The organism is Bradyrhizobium sp. PRIMUS42, assembly GCF_023006515.1.
In the GTDB taxonomy this organism is placed as follows: Bacteria; Pseudomonadota; Alphaproteobacteria; order Rhizobiales; family Xanthobacteraceae; genus Bradyrhizobium.
The window spans coordinates 1-5,214 of record NZ_JALBGZ010000460.1 but is presented as its reverse complement, the minus strand read 5'-3'; the positions used below and the strand labels follow the sequence as shown (position 1 = coordinate 5,214).

The 5,214-nt window shown below is 63.4% G+C and carries 4 protein-coding genes; 1 reads left to right on the top strand and 3 read right to left on the bottom strand.

What is annotated here, in order from left to right:
• The 3 genes from MOV75_RS26570 to MOV75_RS26560 form a co-directional block, all read right to left on the bottom strand.
• Nucleotides 1–599, bottom strand: a 599-nt coding sequence (locus MOV75_RS26570; RefSeq protein ID WP_247006876.1) for an ABC transporter permease, incomplete at its 3' end; no start/stop codon positions are given.
• Complete coding sequence (locus MOV75_RS26565) at nt 586–1,677, bottom strand: ABC transporter permease (protein ID WP_246926346.1); 1,092 nt, start codon at nt 1,675–1,677, stop codon at nt 586–588. The genes MOV75_RS26570 and MOV75_RS26565, both read right to left, overlap by 14 nt.
• Nucleotides 1,661–3,232, bottom strand: coding sequence for an ABC transporter ATP-binding protein (locus tag MOV75_RS26560; protein WP_246926348.1), 1,572 nt, complete (start codon nt 3,230–3,232; stop codon nt 1,661–1,663). The genes MOV75_RS26565 and MOV75_RS26560 overlap by 17 nt, the downstream gene beginning before the upstream one ends.
• A 545-nt stretch (nt 3,233–3,777) precedes the next feature.
• Here MOV75_RS26560 and MOV75_RS26555 point away from each other — a divergent pair.
• A complete protein-coding gene (locus MOV75_RS26555) occupies nt 3,778–4,881 on the top strand; it encodes a hypothetical protein (protein WP_246926351.1) in 1,104 nt (367 codons plus the stop codon).
• Nucleotides 4,882–5,214 lie beyond the last annotated feature (333 nt).

Genomic DNA, 5,214 nt, shown 5'->3' with positions numbered 1-5,214 from the left:
AGGCCGGCGCAGGCGCCGCCGAACATCACGGCGAGGGTGCGGATGCGCAGCACGGGATAGCCGAGCGCATGCGCGGAAACGTGATTGTCGCCGCAGGCGCGCAGGATCAATCCCGCCCGCGTGCGGTACAGGAACCACCAGACCCCGATAACGAGTGCAATGGAGAAATAGACGAAGCCGTCCTCGCCGAACAGCACGCGGCCGACCAGCGGGATGTCGGTGAGGCCTGGAATGGAGAGATGCACTGCAGGCGTGATGCGCTCGCCGACGAAGCCGGCGCCGATCAGTCCGGACAGCCCGACGCCGAGGATGGTCAGCGCGAGACCCGTCGCGACCTGGTTGACGGCGAGCCCGAGGGCCATCAACGCGAAGATCAGCGACATCATCGTGCCCGCGACGATGCCGAACAGCGCGCCAATGAAGATCGATCCAGTCAGCCAGGCGCCGGCAAAGCCGCAGGCCGCACCGACGATCATCATGCCTTCGACACCGAGGTTGAGCACGCCGGAGCGCTCGGTCACGAGCTCGCCGGTCGCGGCGATCAGCAGTGGCGTCGAGGCGGCGAGCACCGCGAGGATGATGGCCTCAACCAGCTCCACGAGGCACCTGTCGGTTCGAGGACACCAGCTTGAAGCGATAGAGGATGAGGGAATCGCAGGCGAGCACGTAGAACAGCAAAATGCCCTGAAACACCTTGGTGACGTCCAACGGGATCTTCATCGCGATCTGGGCCTGCTCGCCGCCGATAAAGGTCAGGGCAAGGAAAAGGCCTGCAATTAATATTCCAAGCGGGTTCAGCCGACCGAGGAAGGCAACGATGATCGCAGTAAAACCGTAGCCGGGTGAGATGCCGGGCTGGAGATGTCCGACGGGCCCCGCGACCTCGATGATGCCGGCAAGACCCGCCAGCGCCCCTGACACCGCGAAGGTCAGGATGATCAGCTGATTGGCGTTGAAGCCGCCGAACCTTGCGGCACGGGGCGCGGCGCCGACGACGCGGATCTCGAACCCCTTGATGGTGCAAGCGAGCAGGATCGCCGCTGCCGCGACGACGAGCAGGGCGATGATCGAGCCGAGATGCAGCCGGCCGCCTTCGATCAGCAGCGGCACCGTCGCAACCGGATCGAACTCGGCCGTGGTCGGGAAGTTGAAGCCGTGCGGATCGCGCCAGGGCCCGCGCACGAGATAGTCGAGGAAGAGGTCGGCGACATAGACCAGCATCAGGCTGGTCAGGATCTCGCTGGCGCCGAACTTCACCTTGCAGATTGCCGGGATCAGGGCATAGAGCGCACCTGCGGCGGCAGCCAGCACGAGCATCGCCGGCAGCACCCAGGCGCCTGCGTCGGTGCCTTGAGTCTTCACCGCGATCCAGCTTCCGGCGACGGCACCGATCAGGAATTGTCCCTCGGCGCCAATGTTCCAGGCATTGGCGAGATAGCAGAGCGACAGCCCGATCGCGATCATCACCAGCGGCGTCGCCTTCACCGCGATCTCCTGGAGCGAATAGCCGTCGGTCAAGGGCGCGATGAAATAGGCGTGCAAGGCGAGCAGCGGATTCTTGCCGAGGATCGCGAACAGGATGACCATGGTCACGATGGTGAGGCCGATCGCAATCAGCGGCGAGACCAGCGCGATCGTGCCCGAGCGCTCGGCGCGCCTCTCAAGCACCAACTGCATGCGCGGCCTCCTTCGGCTCCAGGCTGCTGCCGCCCATGAGCAGGCCGAGCTTTTCGCGGCTCGCCTCGCTCGTGGCGAGTGGCGAAGACAGCTTGCCGTGGAACATGACCGCGATGCGGTCGGCGATCTCCGAGAGCTCGTCCAGATCCTGGCTGGTCACAAGCACCGCGGCGCCTGCGGTTGCGAGATCAAGCAGCGCCTGTCGAATGACGGCAGCGGCGCCGGCATCGACGCCCCAGGTCGGCTGGCTCACCACCAGCACCGCGGGGTTGCGCAGGATCTCGCGTCCCACGATGAACTTTTGCAAATTGCCGCCGGAGAGGGATGCCGCTTCCGGATCGCGCTTGGCCTTGCGCACGTCGAACGTCTCGGTCGCGCGGTCGACGGTCTTCAGCGTGGCGGCGGTATCGATGAAGCCGCGATGGACCATGCCACTGGCCGCATGACCGGTGAGCAGCGCGTTCTCCGACAGCTTCATGCGCGGCGCGGTGCCGTGGCCGAGCCGCTCCTCGGGCACGAAGGCGGCACCTAGCTTGCGCCGCTGCGTGATCGAGAGGTGGCCGGCGGCGATGCCTTCGATCACGATGGTGCCGGGATCCTTCGTGAGCCGTTCACCGGAGAGCGCGGCGAACAGCTCATCCTGGCCGTTGCCGGCCACGCCGGCGATGCCGAGGATCTCGCCGCCCTTCAGCTCGAACGAGATGTGATCGAGCCGTACGCCATGCGTCTCGCTTGGTGCGAGTGAAAGATCGTTGACGACGAGCCGCGGCACGGTGGTCTTCCGGGCCGATGCGGCCTTCACTTCCCTGATCTCGCCGCCGACCATCATGCGTGCGAGCGAGGCGGCGGTCTCGAGCCTTGGATTGCAGGTCGCGACCTTCCTGCCGCCGCGCAGGATCGTGGCGGTGTCGCAGAGCCGCTTCACCTCCTCGAGCTTGTGGCTGATGTAGAGGATGGCGCGGCCTTCGGCCTTGAGCCGCTCCAGCACGATGAAGAGCTGATCGGCTTCCTGCGGTGTCAAGACGGCGGTGGGCTCGTCGAGGATCAGGAATTTGGGATCCTGCATCAATGCGCGGACGATCTCGATACGCTGACGCTCGCCGACCGACAATTGCCAGACCTCGCGCCGGGGATCGAGCGGCAGGCCATAGATCTTCGACACCTGCTCAAGCCGCGCCGACATGTCCTTGAAGGACTCCCGTCCGTCGAGACCGAGCGCGACGTTCTCGGCGACGGTGAGATTGTCGAACAGCGAGAAGTGCTGGAACACCATGCCGATGCCGCGGCTGCGTGCTTCCGAGGGGCCGGACAGCACGACAGGTTGGCCATGCCAGCGAATCTCGCCGGCGCTGGGCTGGATCAGTCCGTAGATCGCCTTGACCAGCGTCGACTTGCCGGCGCCGTTCTCGCCGAGGAGCGCGTGGATTTCGTTCGGCCGGATGTCGATGTCGATGGAATCGTTGGCGAGGAAATCGCCATAGCGTTTGGTGAGTCCGATCGTCCGCAGCAGCGGGGACTCGCCGGAATTCAGGCCGTCAAATGTCGAATCCAACATTCGCTGATGCGCTTGCATGGTGAAGTGCCCCAATAGTGGGCCAGTTTGGACCCCGGCGTAAGATGTGAAAATGCGTCATCCCTTGCTCAACGCTTCGGCAGGCGGGTGGTATCAGCGGCTCGCTGTTCTCGCCCGGGCGAAGACACGCCTTACCGCGAGCGGCTGTTGCAGATTTGTGACGGTCCAAGCCAAATCGGAACCCGCTATGCAGACGTAATGTCACGGTGAGCAAAGTTGCGCCACCACGCCCATGCATTGCGGTTCGCCCCTGCATCGGCTCCCGACCGTCGCTGCCGCAGGATCCGCTCGGGATAAAAGACAAAGGGAAATCAAACAGGAATGTCCGGCAATAGACGGCCTCGCCCGGCCGTATGCCCGGTGATGGTGACGCGCAAAAACCCTCCAAATCCCACGATGAAACGCCGCCTCGTGCCGAAACAAGCGGCATGCCTTGAAAAAAGTTGAGGCTTCTCACTCCGGGAGATCGGCGCAAGTGTCGCACCCAGGGGCGTTCATTGACGTGTGCAAACTCGGGGGTATTCAGGATGTCGTTTCGTTTCAAGGCAGTGGCAGCAGCGGCGCTGTCACTTGCTACGCTGGCCAATGGTGGCTTGGCTCAGGCGGCGGATCTGCCGGTCAAAGCGGCCAAGAAGGCGCTGGACCTTCCGTTCTTCCTGGTGATCGATAACCGCGTCACGTTCTCGTACATCTTCAACGCCTCTCAGCCCGGTGCGTGGTCGTTCCGGCCGGATGGGTCGATCAACAGCAAGACCACCAAGCAGGTCTATTCGTTCACCCACTTTGACGCCTGGGCGTATGGCACGAACTTCTTCACCATCTCGATGTTCAAGTCCGATCAAAACGACCCGGCCGGGCCCTGCACCAACGCGGGCACGATCTTCGGCGCGCCGGCATCGTGCGCCGGGGCAACGGAGATCTACGGCCTGTTCCGCTCGACATTCGGCTGGAATGAGCTCTTCAACACCAAGGCTTTCAGTGCGGGGCCGCTGCACAACATCTCGTTCGAGGTCGGCATGGATGCCAATACCGAAAACAGGTATTTCGGCGCCGCCAAGCGCGACGTCGTCGGCGGTCTGCAGTTTGCGTTCGATCTGCCCTACAAGGGCTACATCAACGTCGCGCCGCTGGTCTATTGGGAGTTCGCCAACCACAATTCCTTCAGCCAGTGCGGATTGTTCGGTCCGGGCGTTCCCGGCGTCACGTGTCTTGCGGACGGCAATACGTCGTTCAAGCCAACCTGGGCGGTTGAAGTCAATTACTACATGGACCTCGGCTTCCTGCCGCCGAACATGCAGTATTTCTCGATCAGCGGCCGCGCCGGCTGGTACGGCAAGAAGGGCACCGACACCGAACCGCTTCCCTACAGTCCGGCGAACGGAGTCTACAACACAGCGGTGGAGCTGAATTCGGAGCCGATCCGCCTGACCTTCGACGCCTCGAAGGCGGCCTGGGGTGACAAGTACTCCCACTTCGTGGACGTTTGGGTGGCGTACCGCTACTGGCAGAACAAGTTCGGTCTCGATCACAACCTCGCCGTCGGCTGTACCACGGCCGTCGGTGGCCGGACGGTGAGCACCGGGGCCTGCACCGAATCCTCGCTCTATTCCGGTATCAGCGTGAAGTTCTGACCGGTTGAGGTCTCAAAGGTCGATGGCGCCGCGTGGAAAATGCGCGGCGCCGTTCGCGTTTGCCAAGAGTGCTCTCGTTGGGTGGGCAGAGCGAAGCGTGCCCACCATATCTGCTGCGATGTTGGGATAGATGGTGGGCACGGCGCAAATGCGCCTTTGCCCACCCTTGTATTAGGGCGATCGATTATATTGAGCCGTTCCGTGAGGAATGGCCCAGCCCGGGTGGCCGCCCGAGCTGGGTCGCCGTTCGATCGGATCGGAGCCCACCGAAGCCTTGAGGGCTGTCAGACGTAGCAAGATCGCGATCGGCACTTCATCGGGACCCGAATGGTT